27 protein-coding genes are annotated in these 21330 nt (G+C 63.9%); 21 read left to right on the top strand and 6 right to left on the bottom strand.

Annotated features, from left to right (window positions below):
- Nucleotides 1-14: 14 nt before the first annotated feature.
- From QRD43_RS21175 to QRD43_RS21140, 8 genes are all read left to right on the top strand, one after another.
- Entirely contained in the window at nucleotides 15-584 is a 570-nt protein-coding gene (locus QRD43_RS21175) for a hypothetical protein (RefSeq protein WP_285984504.1), read from the top strand.
- Nucleotides 585-607: 23 nt separating this feature from the next.
- Nucleotides 608-895 carry a hypothetical protein gene (locus QRD43_RS21170; protein WP_285984503.1) on the top strand — a complete coding sequence of 96 codons (288 nt, stop codon included), beginning with the start codon at nucleotides 608-610 and terminating at the stop codon, nucleotides 893-895.
- A gap of 510 nt (nucleotides 896-1405) precedes the next feature.
- Nucleotides 1406-1576, top strand: a complete 171-nt coding sequence (locus QRD43_RS21165; RefSeq protein ID WP_285984502.1) for a hypothetical protein — start codon at nucleotides 1406-1408, stop codon at nucleotides 1574-1576.
- Entirely contained in the window at nucleotides 1577-1828 is a 252-nt protein-coding gene (locus QRD43_RS21160) for a hypothetical protein (protein ID WP_285984501.1), read from the top strand.
- Nucleotides 1829-1844: 16 nt separating this feature from the next.
- Entirely contained in the window at nucleotides 1845-2051 is a 207-nt protein-coding gene (locus tag QRD43_RS21155; RefSeq protein ID WP_285984500.1) for a hypothetical protein, read from the top strand.
- Nucleotides 2052-2432: 381 nt separating this feature from the next.
- Complete coding sequence (locus QRD43_RS21150; protein ID WP_285984499.1) at nucleotides 2433-2819, top strand: hypothetical protein; 387 nt, start codon at nucleotides 2433-2435, stop codon at nucleotides 2817-2819.
- A 137-nt stretch (nucleotides 2820-2956) separates the two neighbouring features.
- Nucleotides 2957-3439: a hypothetical protein gene (locus QRD43_RS21145; protein ID WP_285984498.1), complete on the top strand. Its 483-nt coding sequence runs from the start codon at nucleotides 2957-2959 to the stop codon at nucleotides 3437-3439.
- Between the two features lie 14 nt (nucleotides 3440-3453).
- Nucleotides 3454-3765 (top strand): hypothetical protein, encoded by a 312-nt coding sequence (locus tag QRD43_RS21140; RefSeq protein ID WP_285984497.1) that lies wholly within the window; start codon nucleotides 3454-3456, stop codon nucleotides 3763-3765.
- A gap of 62 nt (nucleotides 3766-3827) precedes the next feature.
- Here the strand turns inward: QRD43_RS21140 and QRD43_RS21135 are convergent, their stop codons facing one another.
- Complete coding sequence (locus tag QRD43_RS21135) at nucleotides 3828-5003, bottom strand: DNA-binding protein (protein ID WP_285984496.1); 1176 nt, start codon at nucleotides 5001-5003, stop codon at nucleotides 3828-3830.
- Between the two features lie 14 nt (nucleotides 5004-5017).
- Complete coding sequence (locus QRD43_RS21130) at nucleotides 5018-5251, bottom strand: hypothetical protein (protein ID WP_285984495.1); 234 nt, start codon at nucleotides 5249-5251, stop codon at nucleotides 5018-5020.
- Between the two features lie 246 nt (nucleotides 5252-5497).
- Here QRD43_RS21130 and QRD43_RS21125 point away from each other — a divergent pair, with 246 nt between their 5' ends.
- Nucleotides 5498-6097 carry a hypothetical protein gene (locus QRD43_RS21125; protein ID WP_285984494.1) on the top strand — a complete coding sequence of 200 codons (600 nt, stop codon included), beginning with the start codon at nucleotides 5498-5500 and terminating at the stop codon, nucleotides 6095-6097.
- Between the two features lie 165 nt (nucleotides 6098-6262).
- On the opposite strand, the gene QRD43_RS21120 is transcribed toward QRD43_RS21125, so the two are convergent.
- Nucleotides 6263-7849: a Fic family protein gene (locus tag QRD43_RS21120; RefSeq protein WP_285984493.1), complete on the bottom strand. Its 1587-nt coding sequence runs from the start codon at nucleotides 7847-7849 to the stop codon at nucleotides 6263-6265.
- A 236-nt stretch (nucleotides 7850-8085) separates the two neighbouring features.
- On the opposite strand from QRD43_RS21120, the gene QRD43_RS21115 reads away from it, so the two are divergent.
- The 3 genes from QRD43_RS21115 (at nucleotide 8086) to QRD43_RS21105 (ending at nucleotide 12330) form a co-directional block, all read left to right on the top strand.
- A complete protein-coding gene (locus tag QRD43_RS21115) occupies nucleotides 8086-8442 on the top strand; it encodes a helix-turn-helix domain-containing protein (protein WP_285984492.1) in 357 nt (118 codons plus the stop codon).
- Nucleotides 8439-9647 carry a tyrosine-type recombinase/integrase gene (locus tag QRD43_RS21110; RefSeq protein ID WP_285984491.1) on the top strand — a complete coding sequence of 403 codons (1209 nt, stop codon included), beginning with the start codon at nucleotides 8439-8441 and terminating at the stop codon, nucleotides 9645-9647. The genes QRD43_RS21115 and QRD43_RS21110 overlap by 4 nt, the downstream gene beginning before the upstream one ends.
- A gap of 172 nt (nucleotides 9648-9819) precedes the next feature.
- On the top strand, nucleotides 9820-12330 hold the full coding sequence (locus QRD43_RS21105) for a DEAD/DEAH box helicase (protein WP_285984490.1): 2511 nt from the start codon (nucleotides 9820-9822) through the stop codon (nucleotides 12328-12330).
- 506 nt (nucleotides 12331-12836) lie between these two features.
- Here QRD43_RS21105 and QRD43_RS21100 read toward each other — a convergent pair.
- The 3 genes from QRD43_RS21100 to QRD43_RS21090 form a co-directional block, all read right to left on the bottom strand.
- Complete coding sequence (locus QRD43_RS21100; protein WP_285984489.1) at nucleotides 12837-13667, bottom strand: ATP-grasp domain-containing protein; 831 nt, start codon at nucleotides 13665-13667, stop codon at nucleotides 12837-12839.
- Nucleotides 13668-13830: 163 nt separating this feature from the next.
- Entirely contained in the window at nucleotides 13831-14169 is a 339-nt protein-coding gene (locus tag QRD43_RS21095; protein WP_285984488.1) for a hypothetical protein, read from the bottom strand.
- Complete coding sequence (locus tag QRD43_RS21090) at nucleotides 14136-14561, bottom strand: GIY-YIG nuclease family protein (protein WP_285984487.1); 426 nt, start codon at nucleotides 14559-14561, stop codon at nucleotides 14136-14138. Before QRD43_RS21090 ends, QRD43_RS21095 begins: the two co-directional genes overlap by 34 nt.
- Nucleotides 14562-14684: 123 nt before the next feature.
- On the opposite strand from QRD43_RS21090, the gene QRD43_RS21085 reads away from it, so the two are divergent.
- From QRD43_RS21085 to QRD43_RS21050, 9 genes are all read left to right on the top strand, one after another.
- Entirely contained in the window at nucleotides 14685-15191 is a 507-nt protein-coding gene (locus QRD43_RS21085) for an HAD domain-containing protein (RefSeq protein ID WP_285984486.1), read from the top strand.
- Nucleotides 15192-15258: 67 nt separating this feature from the next.
- Nucleotides 15259-15984, top strand: coding sequence for a metal-dependent phosphohydrolase (locus QRD43_RS21080; RefSeq protein WP_285984485.1), 726 nt, complete (start codon nucleotides 15259-15261; stop codon nucleotides 15982-15984).
- Between the two features lie 80 nt (nucleotides 15985-16064).
- The gene (locus QRD43_RS21075) at nucleotides 16065-17033 is read left to right on the top strand and encodes a recombination-associated protein RdgC (RefSeq protein ID WP_285984484.1); all 969 of its coding nucleotides are present in this window, start codon (nucleotides 16065-16067) and stop codon (nucleotides 17031-17033) included.
- Between the two features lies 1 nt (nucleotide 17034).
- Nucleotides 17035-18108, top strand: a complete 1074-nt coding sequence (locus QRD43_RS21070; RefSeq protein ID WP_285984483.1) for a hypothetical protein — start codon at nucleotides 17035-17037, stop codon at nucleotides 18106-18108.
- A gap of 28 nt (nucleotides 18109-18136) precedes the next feature.
- Nucleotides 18137-18382, top strand: a complete 246-nt coding sequence (locus tag QRD43_RS21065) for a hypothetical protein (protein WP_285984482.1) — start codon at nucleotides 18137-18139, stop codon at nucleotides 18380-18382.
- 17 nt (nucleotides 18383-18399) lie between these two features.
- Nucleotides 18400-18534, top strand: coding sequence for a DUF7352 domain-containing protein (locus QRD43_RS22760; RefSeq protein ID WP_434063917.1), 135 nt, complete (start codon nucleotides 18400-18402; stop codon nucleotides 18532-18534).
- Nucleotides 18531-19781, top strand: coding sequence for a hypothetical protein (locus QRD43_RS21060; protein WP_285984481.1), 1251 nt, complete (start codon nucleotides 18531-18533; stop codon nucleotides 19779-19781). Before QRD43_RS22760 ends, QRD43_RS21060 begins: the two co-directional genes overlap by 4 nt.
- A complete protein-coding gene (locus tag QRD43_RS21055) occupies nucleotides 19778-20536 on the top strand; it encodes a hypothetical protein (RefSeq protein WP_285984480.1) in 759 nt (252 codons plus the stop codon). The genes QRD43_RS21060 and QRD43_RS21055 overlap by 4 nt, the downstream gene beginning before the upstream one ends.
- A 35-nt stretch (nucleotides 20537-20571) precedes the next feature.
- Nucleotides 20572-21147 (top strand): hypothetical protein, encoded by a 576-nt coding sequence (locus QRD43_RS21050; RefSeq protein ID WP_285984479.1) that lies wholly within the window; start codon nucleotides 20572-20574, stop codon nucleotides 21145-21147.
- Nucleotides 21148-21330 lie beyond the last annotated feature (183 nt).

The raw sequence follows: 21330 nt of genomic DNA, 5'->3' as shown, positions 1-21330 counted from the left end.
AGGGAACCAGCGCGATGACAATGACTCCCGAAGAGCGAGACCAGCGCCGCGCGCTCGTTCTGAAACTCAAACGCGGTGGGAAATCGTTCGCTGAGATCGGTGCCGCTATCGGCGTATCGGCCAGTAGAGCTCAGCAGCTGTACCGCGGCGCCTTTCGTTTGGAGCAGGCCTGCATCGTTGGCAGTCTTCCTCCAGGACTGAGTCTGCCTCTTTCCAGGCGAGGCCTTCACACTGCAGCGCAGATCCTCGCTGCGTGGAACGCCGGCACTATCCGCATGGGCGACGGCATTGCGGAGGGGAAGATGCGTGCCCTCGACAGCTGGGCGCTTAAGCAACCAGGTGCAGCGCGAGGCGAATCGCCCCAGCATGCGCTGCGGCTGACGAGCAAGCAGATAGCGAAGGCAGCTCGCCTGTACTCGCTCGCCCTGGCAGCACACGTCGGCGGAGCCGAAGATGATGAGGCGCAGGCAGCTGTGAAGCAGGCGGCCCGGGATGCGGCGCATGAAGCGCTCGGGCGGCTTGGATTCGAGGCGGGCCAGCTGGTGACCGTCGGAGACTGCATCAATGCCGTCTGCAACTCATAAACACCTGACCCTAGGAGAGCGCGGTGTATAGAACCCTTACCTTCGCCGCAGTGATCTACGGTATGTTCCTTATGGGCGGCGAAGCCATCGCGCTCGTCTTCCGTGTTGGGATTGCCTGGCCCGGACTTTTGGCTACCACGGTGATCATCATGGCAGCGATCGTCGGCGCACTGACCTTTCGCGTACTCAACGCGCAGCCGGACGTCGTCGCCCGCGGCGATTTGGCATCGTTCCAGTTTTCGAAGGGCCTACAGGCTTCGGCCCTTGCTACGCCAGCAGACGTATCGCGGATCAACGAGGCCTCGGCCTGATCATGCAAGGAAAGAGTTCGATGTCGGCCGACCCAGCAGACCCTCTGTTCGATGCCATGGCCAGTGAAACGCACCTGGCAACGGAGGTCATGCTCCGGGAGGTGCTGGAATACCTGCAGCGCTTGCCTGCTCACCCCATGACGACGGCGATGCTGCGCAAGGTGCAGGCGCACCTGGACTCCCCGGCGGCCGGAATAGTCCGAGACCGCGACAGGCGCAGAGTCGCTGCAGCCCGCGCCGTTGACCTGGGCCGGGGCGGGCAAGGTGGATATGTGACGGAGGGGTATCCTGAGCTATGCGTGTCGGTAGCCGAAGATGTGGTTCTCGTGGCTTCGCCCGCGGCAGAGCGCTTTGGCACTACGTCGAGGGGCCGGGCGTTCGCCCTGGTTCTTGCCGCGCAACTGGCGAAGGGCTACCGGATCGATCTGTCCCCTCTCCACGATGAGCGAAATGAAGCAGCTCGCCGCATAGCGCAGCGAGGCACATCCAATGCAAATGGAGGTAGGGGCCATGACGAAGACTGACACCGACTTCGACGACTGGTACACAAACCTGCAGGTGCACTTGCTGGACCGTACCGGCGTGGAATACCGTGACGTCGACGCGGCTCGCGTCGACTTCGACGCCGGGCGCGACGTGTTCGATGTCGTCGACCAGATTGCGGCCGAGTACGAAAGCTGAATGGAAACCACTATGAACATGGATACGCCGGACCCTGCAGGGGACGCAACCTGCCCGATCAAACAAGCCGAGACCAATCTGGCTGCTGCAAGGGCTGCCGTTTTGAGTGAGCTGGAGCAAGACGCCATGCGCTCTGAAGGGAGTGGTGCTCAGGAGCGCCGCCGAGAAGAGCACATGCAACGTCTTCGTGACGAGGAATACCGATGCGAGCGCGCCCTGGAAGCTGTCAAAAGGTCCAAGGGAGTTGATTGAACTTCGAAGAAAGAGCATGAAGAGACCATGCTTCCCGTCGAAATGGCTCAGCAAGCTTGAGTTGGAGCGCCGCGCCCTGCTCATCCAGCTCGGCGGGTACGAGAACAAGGGCGAGCTCATCTTCTATTCGGAGAGCGGCAAGCTGCATCTCGCCGCAGTGACAGCGCGCAAAGAACGCATTGCGAAGATGGCCGCTCTGAGCGCGACCGCCACCACCCATTGACCAGGAAGCCAACTATGCCGTCGTCGGTCCGTATTGGAGTCACGTATGGTGCCTTCAGGTGCAAGGCCTGCGGCGCGACGGGCGGCACTTCACGTGAGATGACTGTCGTCGGCTTTCAACGCGCGCTCCGCGCATTCGAGCGCAATCACAACGGGTGCCTATTGGCTAAGAGCGTTATGGATGCGCGTGCCGTCATTGCCAGAATGCGCAGCGGGTCAGCATAGGTCCGGGCTTCATCTCTCAAGGAAACACCATGCAACGGACCTACAGAGAATGGCGCCGATCCGCGCTCAGCAACTGGCCGCCATTCTGCTGGACAACCTGGACAGTTTGCACAGCAAGGGTCTCGAGCGCCATCACCTGATGCCTTGAAGTTAGGAATTGAACATGGAACATGGTGCAATCATCATCAAGGACGTAACTGGAGACTGGCCTGTCTACCCCGGGCATCCTCTGGTGCTGGCCACGGCGATCATGAGCGTATTCCCGAGGTTTGAGGACGCGAACAGGCCAACTGAGCACGGCTGGTGCCAAGCTTTGGCCGATAGTCGCATCCCTGGAGCTGGCGATCACGTCGGCGCGGCAATGCGAGTCCTCGGACTGGGCGCAAGCGGCGCGGGGACAGATGATATGGTCAAGGCCGCCATGGACTACTGGGACAGCGGCAACGCTGGCGGCCATCACAAGAACGTCGAGGCGGGCCGCGCTCAGGCGCAGGCAGTTGAGCACCGCTTTCGGGAGATGGCGGCGGTCTGGTTTGCACAGTGACCGCGAAAAACCGGCACCATGATGTCGCTCCATCGAGCCGGCTTGGCGAGTAGGGACGATCAAGGGTGCTGGTCAGCCACGGCCAGCGGCAAGGCCATCACGGCCAAGCTTGGGCTTTAGTCGAGGCAAGGAGCGGCATGCAGCATCAGCCTGGTCAATTCTTCGCTCGTGACGGGCGCCATAGAGAACTGGTTGCCGTGCGCGCCGGCAGCAGGCACAGCTCGACACCGTCGGTCGTCTGGCGCAAGCCGGGCGACTTGTGGCGCTCGCGTTGCTGCAGCTTTGAGGCCTGGTCCCGCTGGGCCAAGGGCGCGCAGGAGATCGACCCTGCGAATCTGGCCCTGACTCCTGCGGTTGTGCAGTTCGTCGAGGACCTCGGCTATGCCGGGGTCTGCTTGCGCACCGGGCGCGGCCTGTGCGGCGTGAAGTCCTACCTCCACACCTGTGCCGTGGTGTTCAACATCGGCTGCGAAGAGCACGGCGGACGCTACTGCTATGCCAGCCTCGCCGAGGCCTTCCATGCCCTGAACCATTGGAGCGGCGCGGGTGATCCGCCAGGCCTTTGGATCAAGCTCATGAGCCGAAGCGAAGAGCGGCCCGGTCCTGGCGGCAACGGCTGAGGAGGGGAGCAGTCGTGATCGCTCTTCAGCATTACCAGCTCCAGATGGCTGGCATCAAATCCCTGAAAGCTGTTCTCGTCGAAGAAGCGAGCCACCGGCGAGGTCGAACCTTCGAGGAGTGGTCTAAGGCGGAAGCCTCCGCGGTTTGGTTGGCCGCGCGCGACTTCGCACAGCAGCATGACCTCCGCGTGCCGCTGCTGGCAGAAGTTGTGCAGGTGGAGCGGCTGGCATGCGGGCACTGCGACTACAGCTCGAAGTGGGCGCAGTACGTCACAGATTTGATGTGGCGCGGGCAGGATCGCCGGCAGAAGCCGACGCCATCTTGAAGCGCGCAAACAGCGGCGTGGGCCGAGCGGGCCGATTCTGCAATTGACTGAGGTCGGTCCGCTTAGCTTTCCCGGCGCCCCGACTTGGCGCTGATCTTTGGCACTGCGGCCAGGATCGACCTGGCCACCAGTACTTCTACCTTCCCCAGCCCTTCGAAGGTTCCTTGCCCCCCTTGATCCAACCAGCTGAGCAGGGCCACGTAGTCGAAAGCTTGCTCTTGAATCTGCGCGATCTGCTGCTGGTGCTGCTGACGCGACGACGCGAGTTCAGCTTCGGCCTTGCCTGCACGCTCCACTGCGGTCGTCATGGCTCCCTTGGCTGATTCCAGTTCGTTGGCCAACTGATCGCGCCGAGCGATGGCTTCGGCCAAAGCCTGCTCGGCTCGTGCGCGCGCCAGATCGGCCTCCACGCGCTCGTCGACGGCCGTCTCGCGTGCCAGGCTTGCTGCGTCGCGTTCGCGCAGCAAGCGGGTTTCTGTGGCCTCGTGGGCACGGCGTGCCGCGTGGAGGCTTTCCCGGTGCTCCAGGGTTTGGCGCGCCAGCCGATCCTGCAGTTCCTGAACCTGGTCTGCGTGGCGCGCGCCGGCGGCCTCTGCTTCGGCTCGGAGGCCTTCGATGGAGGTGGTCAGGCTGGCTACCCGGTCCGTCAGCGCGCCTCGCTCAAGTGCCAGGGCCGTCACCTGGTCCCTGGCGAGCTGCAGCTGCTCATGCGCGGCCGCAGCGTCCTGTTCTGCCCGCCTGCAGGCCGCATTTGCCGCCTGCAATTCCTCATGTTGAGCCGCGAGGCTTGTTCGGAGCTCCCCCAGGGCCTGGGCATGTGCGCGGCGATCTTCCTCGAACTGGGCATGCGCTTCTCTGCGAGCCCCGGACCAAATCTGCGTGACGAGGTCCGACGCCGCGGCCGCAAACTCCTCTGGAACTTCGTCGCCCATGTCGAGCCGGAACTTGACCTTGCGGTGGAGGGCGGCCCGGAAGTCCACGATCGCGGCCTGGGCTGTGGTCTGTGAGCCGCCGCCAGCGAGCTCACGTAGCTGCTTGGCATTGAGCAGTTGCACATAGTGGCGGAAGGCGTAGTCCTGGATCGCCGCGTAGCGCTTCGGATAGTCGCCGAAGGTCTGCGTCCGGGCGTACTTCGCCAGGTCATCCCAGAGAGCCTTCGCTTGGTCGATCACCTGGTGCGCATCCACATCGGAAGCCGGCCCAACCTGCTGCTCGGCTGCCTTGGGTTCGGAGCTCATCGTGACCTCCGGCTTCAGAGCGTCGTCGCCGGCGTGCCGGTCGAGAACAGCACCGAGTCCAGGGCGGGCTGTGCCAGGGTGCGGTTCAGCGCCTTGACCAAGCTGGCCAGCGTTTCGCGGCCTTCCTCGAGGTTCAGGGCTGCGTAGAGCAGCAAGCCCTTGTGCAGGACCGGCGCGGTCGGATTCGTCTGGCCAGAAGCCTGCATCAGCGTGCGCTGCACAGCCCAAGGGTTCGTGGTGTCGAGCATTTCGCTTCTCCAACGGTGGGTTTACCGCCGATGACCGCGTTCGGCCGGGCGTGTAGAGAGCATTCTAGGCACGCCGGCATCGGCATGTAAATGCAGCACCGCTGTTTTTATTTGTGCTCGCTTGAATTCCATATGACATAACGAACATAATGTCATTTCTGAAGTGAGGCGCTGTTTGGCAACCGCTTAGTCATCAGGGCCAGATCGCCAGGCCACATTAAGCGACATCGGATATTGGAGAACGACATGAAAGCTGAATCCAAGTTCTGGCGCGAGGTCGCCCAGCAGCTGAACCCGGGCTGGGCCATCGAGCTGCCCCTCGACGGCGCCAGCCTTGCGGCCGCGCACGACTATCTCTATGTCGTCGATGCCAGCACGGGATGGCTCAAGGCCGGCGCGATCCCCGTGGCAGAAACCACTCGGGTCTGCGACCAGATGCGCAATGCGGGCCAGAAGATCCGCGACAGCGCACCTGGTGCGGCAGCGGAAGCCTTAACGGCCGTCATGTCAGTTCGAGGCACCGACACGGAGGCCGAGCGAGCCAGAGATGCGTTGTCAGCGTCGATGCTGGCGGTGACCCAGACTGAGACCTTCCGACTGGCCAGCGGCAATCGGAACAAACTCAATGGGCGCTCGCTGCACTGGATCTACATCGTCTACCGCCTGCAGCGAGGCGTCTTCGTCGGTCGGCCGGCTGCGATCGCATTGAGCACGACAGGCTTCGCCTCGCCCGAGGAGATCACTTCGCTGGTCTCGGCCGTCATGGCACGGGACTTGGACCCGACGGCAAACACCGACGTGGCCAGGCAGCTTCGCGCGGACGGGCCGCTGTTGCAAGCTGCCTAGGCAGCTTCAAATGGGCGGCACCGATCGGTGCTATCCCAGTCGCTCTCCGTCCACCAGCTGGCGCTGCCCATCGCAGGCAAATGCGAGGCCAGCTTTGCTGCGGTGGACGCTTGCAATCTGGCTACGACCTGACGCCGGCGGCCATCGTAATCACCGGCTATTGAGTCAGTTGCGCGGCGCCGGCCCACCGCCATCGTCCTCCACGATCTCGATCGCCTCGCGATCCTCGAAGGCCGACTGCACGGCCTCGACGACGCGAATCTGCATCGCCTCGTCCTGCAGGAAGGGGTACTCACCGAGCAACTTGTTCGACACCCGCCACTGGCTGTCCTTGATCGAGCGGATGATCCGCGCCGCATCGGGATTGGGCATCTCGACCAGGTTCTTCAGGCGCTGGGTCGCCTGGTCGAACCGGACGAGGATCCTCGCCTCGTTGGCCATCTCGCGGGTGATCGTCTTTTCGACAAGCTCGGCCGTGTAGATGGCGTGCTGCGTCAGGTCCGGAAAGCGCCAAGCGTGCGAAGCCTCGTCGTAGGCATCGAAGTAGAAGTTCGTCGGCGTACCGTCCTCTGCGGTGTACTGCTCCCCAAAGCGGCATGCACTGCCGTACTGGGCCATCAGTGGCTTCGAAAACACCTCTAACACCTGGTCATACTCGGCTCGCTCCCGCGTCGAGTTGGTGATTGTGGCGGACACCGGCAGAATCACATTGGCTGGAATGGCCTTGTCTCGCTGCAACGTGTCATTGATCAGGAAGCGGTGGATCCGTCCATTGCCGTCCCGCATTGGATGCACGTAGACGAAGGCGAAGGCGATCACAGCCGCGCGAACCAACGGCGACGTGCCTCGCGTGGCCACCTCAAAGGCCTGCAGGCCTGCCAGCATCGTCGGCGCGTCTTGGTAGCGCGGTGCCACGTAGTGCACGACGTTTTGGTACATCGTCTCCTGGCCAACGAAGATCGGGGAGCGCCGGATGCCCTTGCGCAACGCGTTCTCACCCAGGATGCCCTCCTGCAGCGTCTCCAGCGATGCGATGTCCAGCGGGTTGTCGATGCGGCCCGAGTGTTGGGCGATCACATGCGCGAAGCGCTTGATTCGCTCTGCCTTGTCAGCCTCCCGCTCGATCAAGAAGCTGGCCTGGGATTCCTTGAGCGTGAGCCAGCTGGCGCTGCGCATCAAGACATCGGTACCGAACTCCACATCGAGCTTCTCGATCTCGGCCTTCGTGTCGAAGGCCGCAGCCGTGGTCAGCTCTTGCGAGAGGCGAACCAGCGGGCAGAAGTCGGGTGTGCCCGGCAGGTTGTCCACGACACGCCAGCGACGGTTGCGCAGCAACTCTGCGCGCGTGATGTACTGGTCGGCGGGCAGCGCGTCGACGTAGTTGCCGGTGGCGCGATCAGGCACGCCGAGCTGCTTGGTCGTGATCCACTCGTAGAGGAAGCCAGCCCGGCGCGCATAGGATCCCGTCGGCTCCCTGTTGATCCAGGCCTCGAGCTCGGCTGGATCGATCTTGCTGAACAAGCGCGAGAGAAACTCGAGGTGGATCTCCTCGTACTTCAAGCCGAATTCGAATTGGCCCGCGAAGGAGTCCGCAGGCTCGTAGACGGGCGTGAAGACCTGCAGCACCTGGTCGCGGGTCTGCGAAGTGCTCTTTGACTTGCCGATGAATGAGATCGTCCGCAGGGGCTGCGCCAGACGGATGTCGAAATCGTCGGCTAGCTTCGCGAAGCCGACTTTGTTGCTCGGTTCCATGAATTTCAATTTGGAGAATACAAAATGGGTTCCGGACGGTGCATTCTCGTGAAATTCGAATTGGATGACAATTACCAAACCGCTTCAGCCCATCGAAAAATGCTTTGTGATCTTGTTGACACGAAAAATCAGCTTAGAGGTGCTCGCTCCGAGGCCTCAGCGCCGCCCGTGCCCACGTCTTGAGCGCCGACAAATCGGCGATTACACTGCTTTAGCAGTCACATGAGAGCGAATTGATGCCCGCCAACGACCAGCACCCTGCCGCACCCGCCGCGGCCACCATCGGCCGCGGCCTGCGCCAGGCCCGCCAGCGGCGGCGGGAGTCCCAAGAAGAAGCCGCCAGGCGCGTCGGCGTTGCCGTCTCTACCTGGCGGCGCATGGAGGCCGGAGACCCGACGGTCGCCTGGGGCGTCATGCTCAATGCGCTCACCCAGTTTGGCTTCGAGAAGCAGGTCCTCGCGCTAGGCGATCCGACCCTCGACACCGAAGGGCAGATGCTAGACAGCCAGAACCTGCCCAAGCGAGTTCGACGTCGCGCCGCGGCTGAGGGCCCAGCCTCAACGGGGCCTACTGGCCAAGCAGGAATCCCATGAGCAGCCGTCGAGATCGCGACCTCGAATGTGCTGCCCCACTCCCTGCCGTTGGCGCGGCTGACCAAGTCATCAGCGGCGCAAAGCCAGGGAACATGGTCGACGGGAGCTGGGTTGGCCAACCCAGCACGTCGACCCGCACCGACGCCGATCTGATCGAGCAGTTCCTGCGTGAGCGCTGCAGCCGCTCCGCGCACACGGAGAGCAGCTATCGCGCGCAGCTGCGCCGTCTCGGCTGGTTTTGCCGGTGGAAAGGCCTGCGCACGGTACGTGAGATGCAGCGAGAGCTCTGGAGCGACTTCCGGGACTACTTGAAGCGGCCGCCGGCGGAGCACGTCATGGTCAGGTCCGTAGGTTACGGCAACCCGGCCTGGGCGCCCTTCCGCACGCCGTTGTCTGAGCGCAGCGCGCAGCAGGCCGAGGTCATCGTGCGCGGCTTCTATGCCTGGCTTGCTGACCCGGCGATCGGAGAGATCGCGATCGACCCGGTGCGCAGCATCCGCACGCATGTCGCGCGGCGATCGGCCACCAAGGCCGGCGTGCATCGGTTCCTCGGCGAAGAGCAGCTCGCCTACGTGGAACGCGCGATCGCCCAGATGCCGGCCGACACCGATGTTCAGCTGCGCATCAAGGCGCGCGCAAGCTGGGTGGTTGAGCTCGCGCTGAAGACAGGCCTGCGCGCCTCTGAGATCGCGCGCGCCGACAGCTCGATGATCCAGCCCAGCGCGTCCGCCGGCGAAATGGTGCTGCACATCTCCCGCAAGGGCGGCATCGAATCTGAGCTGCCGTTGCTCATCGAGACCGTGCTGGCCTACGACGCCTATCTGGCAGCCTACGGCCTAGTCTTCCGCCGCTCCCCTGCCCTGCCCCTGGTCTTACCCGTCCGGATCAGCGTCGAGGCGCTGCGTAGTGCGCCCAAGGGACTCACGCGCAACCACGTCTGGAAGGTCTTCAAGGACATCATGCTGGCCAGCGCGGACCTGGCCGCCGTCGAGGGCAACGAGCATGCTGCCGACCGGCTGCGCCAGGCCTCGACGCACTGGATGCGCCACACCTTCGGCACCAGCTTGGTCGACGCCGGCGCCGACATCCGTTCGGTGCGAGACCTGATGGACCACGGTTCAATCACGACGACGAACCAGTACATGCACCGGCCGGCTGACAAGCTGCGCGCGGACCTACGGCTGCTGGTGCACAAGAAGACCTGAACGCCGAAAGGCGCACGGACTCTTGATCTGCCGGGATCGAGGCGAGGCACCGCATTGACTTCTATTAGTTTTGCTAATTATTCTTTATGCGAAAGAATTAGATAAGGTATCTGGTTCTCTTCCGCGCGGCCGCGGACGCTGCATCTGACCCGCCTAAACACGAAGTCACCCCATGAACGCGCCCCTCTCCCCCACCCTGCTGACTTCCGCGCTGCGCGCCGCCGACAGCCCTCGTCGCCCGCGCCCGCACCAGAGCGCCGCCCTGGGCGCCCTGTCGGCCGAGCTCATGCTCGCCGACCGAGCCACGGCCGTGATGGCCTGCGGCACGGGCAAGACCCTGGTGGGCCTGTGGCTCGCTGAAGCGATGGCCGAGCAGATCGGCGCGCGCCGCACGCTGGTGCTGGTGCCCTCGCTGGCGCTGATGCGCCAGACCATGCTCGAGTGGCAGGCACACACCGCGTGGAACGAGGGCACCGGTGCCGAAGGCTCCAACCGCATGCTCACCTGCAGCGTGTGCTCCGACACCTCGATCAGCGCCGGAGGCCCGGCAGCCGCCGGCGCCAAGCCGCGCGGCCGCAAGGCCTCGGCCGTTGAGCAGGAAGACGACATCTCCGTCGCCCATCTGGGTTTCCCCGCGACGACCGATCCCGAGGAGGTGAGGCGCTTCCTGGCCAGGCCGCTGTTTGCTGGAGACCACCAGGTGATCTTCGCCACCTACCAGTCCGCCGAGGTGGTGGGTCAGGCCTTGCGCTTGCTCAATGAGGCGCTGGAGAAGGAAGACGCGATCGCATTCGACCTCGCGATCTTCGACGAGGCCCACAAGACGGTGGGCCCGGCCGACGGCTTGTTCAGCTACGCGCTCTATGACGCGAACCTGCACATCAGGAAGCGCACCTTCTTCACGGCCACGCCGAAGCACTACAAGGTGGCCAAGCGCGATGCGAACGGCGACTTCCCCTTCACGTCGATGGACGACGAGAACCTGTACGGCCGCAAGGCCTTCAAGCTCTCGTTCGCGCAGGCGGCCGAGCAAAAGCTCATCGTCCCGTACAAGGTCATCATTTCGGTGATCGACAGCGCCCGGGTGGATTCTGAGATGCTGGCACGTGGTGCCGTGATCGCCGACGGCCCGGAAGGGGGCCGCATCGTCGACGCAAAGCTTGTCGCCGCCCAGATCGCCTTGCAGAACGCGATCATGCGCTACAAGACCAGCCATGTGATCACCTTCCACTCGACGGTTGCCGCGGCCCAGGAGTTCTCACGTCAGTTTGGGCACCAGGGTCTCAACCACGGGGTTGAGACGTTCCACGTATCCGGCAAGCAGCCGACGCTCGAGCGGGAGACACAGATGCAGGCCTTCGCCGAAGCGCCGCGTGCCGTGATCTCGAACGCCCGATGCCTCACCGAGGGTGTGGACGTGCCCGCGGTGGCGATGGTGGCCATCCTCGATCCCAGGTATAGCGAGATTGATGTCGCGCAGATCATCGGCCGCGCGATGAGGCTGGCCATGGGCAAGAAGTTCGGCTATGTGATGGTGCCGCTGCTCCTCGATCTGGCTCAGGGTGAGACCCTGGATCAGGCTGTGGCCCGATCCGGCTTCCAGGGCGTCATCCAGACCATCAACGCGATGCGAGAGATGGATGAGATGCTCGAGGTGCGCATCCGCGAGGCGAAGCCGGGCGGCAGATGGATGGATGGGCTCGTGGAGGTGATCGGCGACGATCGCGGCGGGAGGCATGGCAGCTCAGGTGAGTTGCTCGATCTGCATCTCCTCAAGCAGGCCGTGGGCACCCGGCTCGCGGAGAGCTTGCAGTCGAGGTTCGATCAGAGGGTGATTGAGCTCAGGGAGTTCAAGAGGGTCAATGGACATGCCAACGTGCCGAGTACTCAGCCAGGCCTGCAGACGTGGCTGATCCGCATGCGCAATGAAAGGCGCCGGGGAAGGCTGTCGGCGGATCGGATCGCCAGACTCGATGAGATCGGAGTGGTGTGGAATCCGTATGCCGACCACACGACCTTCGACAAAAGGGTCGATGAGCTACTAGCATTCAAGCAGAAGCATGGGCATGCTAACGTGCTGAGTTCCCAGCCTGGACTGGGGGTGTGGCTAAACCTGATGCGCAAGAAGAGGCGCCAAGGGAAGCTGTCAGCCGACCAGATCGCTAGACTCGATGAGATCGGAGTGAATCCGCATGGCAGCCACAGGAACTTCGACCAGTGGACCGAGGAGCTCCGATCCTTCAAGGAAGAGCACGGGCATGCTAACGTGCCAACTTCCCAGCCTGGGCTGGGGCCGTGGCTGTCATGCATGCGCATGGCAAGACGCCAAGGGAAGCTGTCAGCCGACCAGATCGCTAGACTCGATGAGCTCGAAGTGGTGTGGACTCTGAAGGGCGCCCGCAAGACCTTCGACCAGTGGGCCGAGGAGCTACGAGCCTTCAAGCAGAAGCATGGGCATGCCAAAGTGTTCAGTAAGAAGCCCGGGCTGGGGCTGTGGATTACCAGGATTCGCGATGCCAAGCGCAGGGGCGAGTTGTCAGCTGCTCAGGTCGCCAGGCTCGATGAGATCGGGTTGGTATGGGACCCGCCACTTGGCGCGTGGATACGGTCAATCGAATCGATATCGCCTGCTCCGTCAGTGAGAGAACTACCCGACGAAACAGATACGGATCGGCCCAGGTAGTTCAATCACTTTGCCAACGACGCTGGCCTCGAATCCATGACTTACCGGATCGACGCTCTTGAGGCACGCGGCGTCGCCCTGCATGCAGGCAGGCTCGATGCGCTTGAGTGGTAGGCCGTCGTTGGCGGACTCACCGCCAGCGAGCAAGGCCAGCTGGCAAGCGGCCTTGCTGGCGCCCTGGCCCGCGCTCCCGGTACGACAGCAAACACAGGGACCTGCCCAGGCCGCGCGGCACATGTAGCACGGGACCAAGCTGCGACCGGATCGGCGGCGCTCACCACGCTCTTCGCGGCTGCAGCGGGTCATCTGAGGCCGGGAGGCCGGGGCGACGGCAGCCGGAACCTGGCTGGCCTGTCGATCGGAAATGCCCCGCTATTGAAGAAAGTCGTAACCGATCGAACGCGTAGCCACTTTTTTTTTTCTCCGCCTATCCAAGAAAATTGTCCGAAAACGGCGTTCTTGGCATTTTTTTATCTTGACTGGCGGTCGCACTGCACCTCACTTCTCTAGGCCATCTCGCAAATGCCGCACAGGAGCAGCTGTCGCCAGCGGGCGGTCAGCAGTTCGACGTAGTGCCGCGGCGCTGGGCCGCCGCCGTACAAGCCCAGGGCCCAAGCGTCGTTGGCTTCCACCAGCACCGTCTGACCGGTCGACAAGACCCCGAGATCCAACGCGTAGGCGACGGGCGCGTCATCGCCGGTTCGCTGCATGGCCGCGATCGCGGCATTGAGGACGTGGATGTCAGGCGCCGGCGCGGCATCAAGACCGTCAGCGTCGTATCGCGCCGCGCCGATCACCTGGTGGTCGAGGACGTAGTAGCGCCATTCGCAGAGGAAGTTCACGGGCTCGGCAACCCAGATTTCGGTATCGAGGGGCAAGGATTGCAGCACCCGCAATTGCTCGGCGTCGTGCTCGCCATAGAGTTGCAGATCCTCGTGCGCCGTCTGGCCGCGGGAAGCGTGCCACATAAAGCCGGTGAAGAGCTTGGTCTGTATCGGCTTCACGAACCAAGTGCCCTGTACCTGGCCGACAGGCATCGACTGCAGCCAGCGGCCCAGAAAGGGCCTCAACGCCGGCGGATAGCTCATGGACTCCGGTTCCCGGATCCCCGCGACCTCCATGGCCGTTCTGAGGAACTCGACGCTGCCGACCGGGAGCGCGCCGCTGACCAGCATGCCCTTGAAAACGGCCGGCTGGTCGACCAGCTGCTCGATGCCCACCATCTGTACAGGCAGGTCGAGCATCAGACCAGCCTGCCGGACAGTTCGCGCCTCGGTGGACTGATTCGAGAGCCGCTGGCAGAGGATTGAACTGGGGAGTCGCGTGGCTTCAGTCATGTGAGGCGCCATTCATGTTTACTTGCTGACCGTGAACCATCCTCAGATGGTCGGCGTCAAATAAGCGACACCGCTTATTCGTGCACGAGACACCCTCAAGCACGCCATTGGACGGTACGCATCGGATTGCTAAAAGCGACGTCGGTTATTCAGCCTCCGACTCTCAGGATTTGGTCTTGGCTCGTCCGCGACCACCGGTACCACCGCTCCGTCGTGCCCCCCGAGCCTGCACGGCCCCGATGACTGCCAGACCCAGTGTGGCCAGCAGGGCCCCGAGGACAACCATCAGCATCTCCACCTGGCTCCGCGGAGCTGCGAAAGTCCAAAGGGCAAAGCCCATCAGCACCGTCGAGGCCAGGGCCTGCCAACAGCACAGCCGATCCAGCGGACCGCGGGCCTGCATGGCCGAGCTGGTCATGACCAGCACGCTGCTGATGGCGCTGAACGTCGCAGCGATCTCGAAAGCACTCAGCGCGTGGTGCATGGTGTCGGGGCCAGGCATGTCGCCTCCTCATCGAAGTCATGGTCGTGGTCGGCCGAATCGGACATCCCCGAGTCAGCCTCGAAGAACTGCGGCTTCAGCCGCCGTGGCAGCTGCTTGAGTTCGTATTCAGCCTTGCTGGCCAGCGAGCGGTCCGTGTAGGGGCGGGTCGCAATCACCCGCAGCGGTGGATTCGCTCTGGTGAATTTGGCCCCCATGCCACTCAGGTGCGCCTTGAAGCGCGCCTGCACGTCCTTGGCGATCCCTGCATAGAACTTGCCGCCCCGGCATTCCAGCAGATAGAGGTGCCAGTCGTCTTGGGCTGGCAGCGCCTGCCGAGCGTCATCGGCGCCCTCCTGGGGGCTCGTCGCGGACGGACTTGTGACGCATGGCATTTTCAGATGTTCGCTCACTAGATTTCACTTTGCCAGCTTAGTATCATGTAAAACAAATTCTAGCGACATGAAGCCTTTGATCTCAATGGCGATCACTCCCTATCGCTGGAAACGACAGCTGGAGCTTTTCATCGTATGCGCGTGTTGTGTTTGGACTTCGACGGGGTGCTGCACCCCGTCTCGGCCGTCAAGGACTGGGCCCGTGATGGCCGGACGTTGCGGGAGCTGCGCTACGCCCCCGACAAGCAGCTCTTTCGCTGGCTCGACCGGCTGAGCCAGATGCTCGACCAGCACCCCGAAGTGGCGATCCTCGTGCACAGCGGCTGGAGGACCATGAGCCGCGACTTCGAGCTGCGCGAGTACCTCGGCCCGCTGGCCGACCGATTCATCGGCAGCACGTCCAAGTCAATGCAGCGCTTCGCAGGAATCGCGGACGTTCTGAGCCGGATCGGCACGACGGACTACGTGATCCTCGACGACGCCACACACGAGTTCCCGGAGGGCCTGCCCGAGCTGATTGCCACCGATCCCGAGCTCGGTCTCAGCGAGCCTGGGATCCAGACGCGGCTGCAAGCCTGGCTGGACAACCCCAAGGACGAGCTCGCGACACACGACGAGTTGGTCGCCAGCTCATCGCCGACGTGCTGACCTCTCGAGCGCCACTCACCCGATGGAGAAACCCATGACCGCGAATTCCTCGTTGACAAGGCCCCGGATGAGTCCACGTTCTGCTCAGTCGCAGCCACCCGGCGTCAAGGGCTCGACCATCCACATGGCCAACGGCCACTACTTCGACTACCGACGCCCGGGCGACTCGCTCATCGACATCGAGACCATGTCGCACTCGCTGTCGCACATGACCCGCTTCACAGGTCACTGCAGCGTGCTCTACGTCGTCGCGCAGCACTGCTGGCTCATGTCGTACATCGTGCCGCGAGAAGACGCTTTCTATGCCCTGATGCACGAGGCTGCAGAGCCAGTGACAGGAGACATCAACAAGCCGCTCAAGATGCTGCTGCCGGACCTCGAGGTGATCGAGAACGAATCACAGCGCGCGATCCTGCTGCAGTTCGGCCTCGACCCGGACAAGCGCCCGGCCTCAATAAAGCCAGCTGACTGGCGCTTGCTGGCCACGGAGCAGCGCGACTTCATGCCCAAGCGCCGCGCCACGCGCTGGGATGCCCTCGGCTTCGCGATTGAGTGGGAAGACCTTCCCCCGCAGCAGTGGACGCTGACTGCAGGCATCACGCCGCTGCCCGATCGCATCGTGGCCTGGACACCCGAGCACGCCAACCGCATGTTCCTCGCCCGCTTCCGCGAGCTGGTGCTGGAAGCCATGCCTCACCTCGGCGCGCAGGACGCCCCCACCTTCAACCGGCCGCCGCGCTTTGACTTCCGGGCCGCCGTCATGCCGGTGGCTGGCGCAGCGACCAGCCACTAGGCCACCGACTCCACATCCTCCGCAGCCCTGCAGAGGCCTCTCACTGCCCCGAAGCCCTTCGGGAGAACAACAGGACCGACATGTTCAAGAACCTCATCATCTACCGCATCGCCGAGGGCTGGAACACCGATGCCGCCCAAATCGCTGAGCAGCTGGGCAAGACCCCATTCGAGCCGTGCATGCCGACCCAATCGCTGTCGGTAGGCTGGGCCCCACCCCGCGGATTCGAGCACGCGCCGTTCGTCGAAAGCATCGACGGCCACTGGCTCATCAAGCTGCAGCGGGAGCAGCGACTGCTGCCGACGTCAGTCGTCAATGAGCGTGTGGAGGAACTGGCCGAAGAGATCGAGGAGCAGACGGGTCGTAAGCCCGGCAAGAAGGCGCTGAAAGAACTCAAGGAACAGGCCACGCATGAGCTGCTCCCGCGCGCCTTCACGAAAGGCTCGACAACCCAGATCTGGGTCGCACCGAAGCAGCGCCTCCTCTTTGTGGACGCCGGCAGCAGCGGCCGCGCCGACGAAGTCATCACGTTGCTGATCCAGGCCTGCGCAGGCCTGTCCCTGCAGCTGCTGCAGACCGCCGAAAGCCCGGCTGCCGTCATGGCAGCCTGGCTGATGGACGGCGTGACGCCCGAGGGATTCCAGATCGATCGCGAATGCGAACTGAAAGGCAGCGACGAGATGAAGCCCGTCGTCCGCTACGGCCGCCACTCGCTGGACACTGATGAGATCCGCGCGCACCTGACCGCCGGCAAGATGCCGACCCGCCTCGCGCTGAGCTGGAACGAGCGCGTCTCCTTCGAGCTCACCGACGGCCTGGTCCTCAAGAAGATCAAGTTCCTCGACCTGGCGTTCGAGGGCCGCGACAAGCCGAGCAAAGACGAGGCCTTCGATTCGGACGCGGCATTGGCTACCGGCGAGCTCAGCAAGATGATCCCGGCGCTGATCGAAGGCCTGGGTGGTGAGCACGCTGGCCACAGCGCGCTTCAGGACCTCGGGGCTGCAGTCGTCGAACGTGACTCCGGGCAGCAACTGCAGGAAGGGGCCTGACATGAACACCGTCTCCATGATCCCGAAGGCTCAGGCGCGGGGTGAGCTGCAGGCTCGCATCCAAGACGCCATCGACTCGTCACACCTGTCATCCGAAACCGAGCTGTTGCTGCGCGACTGCTTGGCTGCCATGGCAGCACCTCACGGCGAAACGGTCGCCTACCTGATGACGAACATCGAGACCGGTGACGTCGTCGCCACGGTCGACACGGAAGGCTACGAGCGCTCGAAGTGGAGCAGATCTCCCCTCGTCCTGGCCGACGTGCATGCTGAGCCCGGCTTCTACAACGCGCAGCAGATCAAGGACAGCCACCGCTTCTTTGCCTACTGCCCCGAGATCGGGGCCGTCTGGCACGAAAAGCCTGACGACGCCGCCCAGGATGCCGCCATGCGCATCGCCTACTACCGCAGCGCGGCCAATGACGACGGCGAGTGGAGCGGGGACGTAGAGGAGGTGTACTGGGGCGAGCTCAGGGGCCGGGCAATTGCCAACGTCGACGCGAACGGCACCGACTACAGCCTTGAATCGATCGAAGGCGCGGGCGAAGCGCAGGCGCTCGAACAAGTGGCCTGCGACTCCTTCGAACGCCTGGGCTCCGCCGAGGTGTGGAACATCGTGCACCAAGTGGCCCGGCAACTTGCCGCCGGCACGGCGAAGCTATCCGACATGCTCACGGCCGTCGACGCCTACGGGCTTGCGTGCAAGACCGAGGCCAAGACGCCTGCGGGCTTCGTCAAGGCCGACCAGACGCTGCACGTCGAGACCATCTTTGCCGAGCTCCGCGATCTGTGGACCGAGGCCTTGGCCGTCGACAAAGCGACTGGCCGGCCCGTGGCGCTACGTGAACGGATTGCCAAGCTTCGGGACGCCGTTGGCCAGGCCGCGAACGGCTACATCCCGCTGGGCGGCAAGCTGCGCCCCATCCACATCACCGTGCTGCTCGACTGGCTGTCCGAGCGCTACCGTGCCGCCGGCGGCAAGGAAGGCATCACCGACCTGTCGGCCTGGTCAGAGGAGGTCATGCGCTGGACCGAGCGCCAGCACCGCATCAGCTTCGAGGAGGCCCAGGGATGACGGCCGCCAGCAACGAAAGGACCAAGACATGAACGACGTCACCAAGCAGCTGGTCGCGCAGCTGCAGCACAACATCCCCCGCGACGAGTGGGTGCGCCGGTTCAAGGTCCGAATCGCGCAGCAGCTGGGCACCGCGGATCACAACATCGCCGAGGCGGAGCTGGAGAGCTGGCCCGAGCTGGACGAACACCCCAGCGAGGGCATCCCGCCCGACTGGATGACCTCCACACCGGAGGACGCTGCCGACGAGAGCCCTGCCTGTGGGCTTGCTTGAAGGTCGGCACACCGCCTGTGACGCATCACTTCCGCATCGCCTGCACGGGGCGAGACCTCAGGCCCGGCGTAGGCCAGCACATCGACAGCTTCCAGCTTCACGGCTGGTCGCTTGTCTTTCACATTTTCGCTGACGAGGGGACGACACCATGAGCATCCACGACAAGCTGAGCCAGTTCGAACGGGCCATCGTCAGCAAAGAACACCTGTTCTTGTCCCACCTGGGACAGGCGATACCCGGCGACATCTACCACGCCTTCGCAATGCTGCGAGACGAAATCATCCCCACGCTGCGGCGCGAGCTTTCCGAAGCGCTGGCCGCCCACGAGACCCAGCAGCCGCCCACCCCGCAGGCGGTAGAGACAGTACAGGCGGCGTTCGTCGCATGGCTGTCCGGCACATATCCGGACGCATGGCCATTAGAAAGGGCCGAGCAAGCTTGGCGGTTCGATCACGTCGCTGCCCTTGCCTGGCAAGAACAGGAGCGCCGCAAGCGTGCAGCCATCCTCGCCGCCCACGAAGCCGAGAAGCAGGCCGGGCCGGTGGCAGTTCAAGCCTATGCGCCTGCGCCTGACGTTGCCGCCCTCCAGCGCGATCTCGCTCGGGCGCATGATTCGGCGACCGGTTTCGTGGCCGAGATCAAGCTGCTGAAGCAGCACATCCGCGAGCTGCGCGCCTTCCAGGCCATGGTCAACCGCTATGCGCCCGAGTTCCCCGTGGACCCGGATGCGCCACGCGATGTCTGGTACTGGCAGGGCGACGGACACGACCACCTGGAGAGCATGGTTCATCAGCTCCCGGTCGTCATCCGTGCGGAGCAGTTGCGCGAGCTGCTGGCCGCTGCTCAAGCCCCCGCGGCAACACCTGCCGCCCCGCCCTCCGAGCGCGCACCTGTGGAGCAAGCGGGGCCGGTGGCTGCACCTGATGGCTGGCGCATCGAGTTCGGCGTGGCTGAGGTCGCGCTGCACCAGCGTGGCACCGCACAGCCGACGTACTACCCTGAGGGAACCGTCGAATACGCGCTGCTCCGCGACATCGCGGCCGGCGCCCAGGTCGAGGCGCCCGACCTGCTGCGCATGGTGCTCGATGACATCGCCGTCTGCATCGACATGCATGGCGAGCACAGCACCGAAGTGTGGGAGTCCAAAGAGCTGAGCACCGAGACGGTCGAGACGCTGGAGGCGCTTCGCCGCAAGCTCAAGGCGGGCGCCTCTCCAGCCCCCGCAGTAAAGGCGGAGTCTGAGGATGCGTTGGCCGAACGGCTGCGCAACGCCTACCACTCGCAGACACGCATCGGCCACCCACTGTGGCAGAACCTGGACGCTGATCGCAAAGAGCCGTGGCTGGCCGTGGCCCGTGCCGTGATTTTGAAGCCCCCGGTACAGGGGAGCGAGTCGTGAGCCGCATCGTCTGCCAGTTCTCCTGCGGCGCTGCCTCGGCCGTCGCCACGAAGCTCGCCCTGGCCAAGTACGGCGACCGCTGCGTGATCCTGAATGCCTTCGTCAAGAACGAGCACCCCGACAACCGGCGCTTCCTGGCCGACTGCGAGCGCTGGTTTGGCCAGCCCATCACAGTCCTGCGCGATGAGAAATACGGCGCCGACACCATCGAGGTGTTTCGCCGCCATCGATTCATGGTGAGCTTCCGTGGCGCCAAGTGCTCGACGCTGCTGAAGCGCGAGCTGATGGACGCATGGAAGCAGCCGGGCGACGTGATGGTGCTGGGCTACACCGCCGAGGAACAGGATCGTCTTGACGACTTCCGGGAGCGCTTCCCAGACCGGCCAATCCTGGCGCCGCTGATCGACGCCGGCCTAGGCAAAGAGGACTGCAAGGCGATGGTGGAGCGTGCCGGCATCGGGCTGCCGCTGATGTACCGCCTGGGCTATGACAACGCCAACTGCATCGGATGCGTCAAGGGTGGCATGGGCTACTTCCGCGCGATCCGCGAGGACTTCCCGGCCGAGTTTGAAGAGCTGTGCCGCGTTCAGGACGAGATCGGCCCCGGGTCGTGGTTCATGCGCCACCGCAGCGGCCCACTGAAGGATCAGCGCTTCCCCCTTCGTGAGCTGCCTGCCGGCCCGGTGCGGCGCAACGAGTCCGTGCCCGCGTGCGGCTTCGTCTGCGAGACAGCCGAGGCGCTCTATGCCGCCTGATATTCCAAGCCACTCACAGGACACGGAGCCCACCCATGAGCAATGACAAGCTGTTGAGCAATATGGATCGCGCAGTTCTTTGCATGCCCCTTGAACTGGCATTTGCCGGAGACGTGGCCCAGTCGCAGTACCACGATCGAGTCCAGGCGCTCATTCGTCGAATTGATGCTGCCGAGGCCGAGAAGCAGGCCCCCTCTGACGACTTCGTTGAGGGCTTCAAGCTGGGGGCGATGCCCGCCCTTTGCGGGGCCGAGAAGCAGGCCAATCCCGGCTTTGATGAATGCATCGCATCAGGAGAATCGTGCAGCTACGGGCCGCACGGCCCGTCTGGCGAAATGCAATGCTGCAACTGCGGGAAGGCGAAGGCCGAGAAGCAGGCGGGGCCGGAGGCTGTGCACGCCTCCGTGCCTGCGGCTGGCTGGAAGCTGGTGCCGGTGGAGCCGGATGAATCGATGGTTGCCGCTGGCTATGACGCCACGCGCAAGGAAGACGGCACGCCGCAATTTTTCAAAGACGGCTTCTGCCTCGGACACGCCGCAAAAATTTACCTTGCCATGCTCGCCGCAGCTCCTGCCACCTCTTTGCAGTCCGAGGAAGGGCGCGGCTCATGAGCCAGCAACCACTACTCCTCGAAGCCTGGCACCTCTTCGCCAACTGGGGCTTCGGTGATGGCGACATGCTTTGCGAGCATCCCGTCTACCTTGAAGCCGCAATCGAAGCGGGGGTGAACGAGATTGCCCCGCTGGTCAATCACCGTGATGTCCTGGCCGACTTGATCGAACGCTTCCTGCTTC

Source organism: Roseateles subflavus (genome assembly GCF_030285365.1).
Taxonomy (GTDB): domain Bacteria; phylum Pseudomonadota; class Gammaproteobacteria; order Burkholderiales; family Burkholderiaceae_C; genus Roseateles_B; species Roseateles_B subflavus.
Note: the sequence above shows the minus strand (reverse complement) of the source record. Positions and strands in the feature narration are given on the sequence as shown.